The sequence below is a fragment of the Paenibacillus sp. P4_A7 genome (assembly GCF_056402455.1).
Genome location: NZ_JBFUHJ010000839.1, coordinates 1 through 947, shown reverse-complemented (window position 1 = coordinate 947; position 947 = coordinate 1). Strand labels below are relative to the sequence as shown.

The following is a 947-nucleotide window of genomic DNA, read 5'->3' as shown; positions in this document are numbered from 1 at the left end:
CCCGTAATAATGCAGCATCATGGGCATCTATTGGTGAGCAAGCGCGGATTGAGCTTGGTCTTAAGTCATTCTTGCAAGAAGGCGGATTCTCTGCGTTCACCACTACGTTCGAGGACTTGCACGGTATGAAGCAGCTGCCGGGTCTGGCTGTTCAACGTTTAATGGAGCAGGGCTATGGCTTCGGTGGAGAAGGCGATTGGAAAACGTCGGCACTTACTCGGCTGATGAAGCTGATAGCTGGCAATAAAGGGACTTCATTTATGGAGGATTATACGTATCATTTTGAGCCAGGCAATGAACTTATATTAGGTGCACATATGCTTGAGATTTGTCCAACTATTGCAGATAGTCGTCCGAAAATCGAAGTTCATCCGCTCGGTATCGGCGGGAAAGCGGACCCTGCTCGAATTGTATTCGACGGTCGTGCGGGGGCAGCAGTAAATGCTTCTCTTGTTGATCTTGGCAACCGTTTCCGTTTGATTATTAGTGAAGTAGATGCCRTTAAGCCGAGTCATCAAATGCCGAAGCTACCTGTTGCACGTGTTTTGTGGAAACCGCAGCCATCGCTGCGTGATTCAGCGGAAGTGTGGATCTATGCTGGCGGTGCGCATCACACCGTATTTTCATTTGCAGTTACGACGCAGCAGCTAGTAGATTGGGCGGATTTAGTAGGGATTGAATGTGTCGTTATTGACAAGGATACTACGATTCGCAACTTCCGTAATGAGCTTCGGTGGAACGATTTGAGCTATCGTATTCGTTAATTAATAGGGTAAGTAATAGAGTTTATAAATGAGCTATCTTGCGATCATGCAAGATAGCTCATTTTAATTTGGGGAAATCTCATTCCTATCGTAATTATAGTCAAGCAGCCTAACATATATTGGTGCGAAGTACGAAACGAGAGGAGTCTTTTTGCATGAATAGTCAGACACGCTATTATCATC

Annotated in this window: 1 protein-coding gene; it reads left to right on the top strand. The window is 45.7% G+C overall.

Features of this window, described 5'->3' with window-relative positions; all coding sequences use genetic code 11:
• Nucleotides 1-764, top strand: a 764-nt coding sequence (locus AC1DWN_RS34375; protein ID WP_477563288.1) for an L-arabinose isomerase family protein, incomplete at its 5' end; no start/stop codon positions are given.
• Between the last annotated feature and the right edge of the window lie 183 nt (nucleotides 765-947).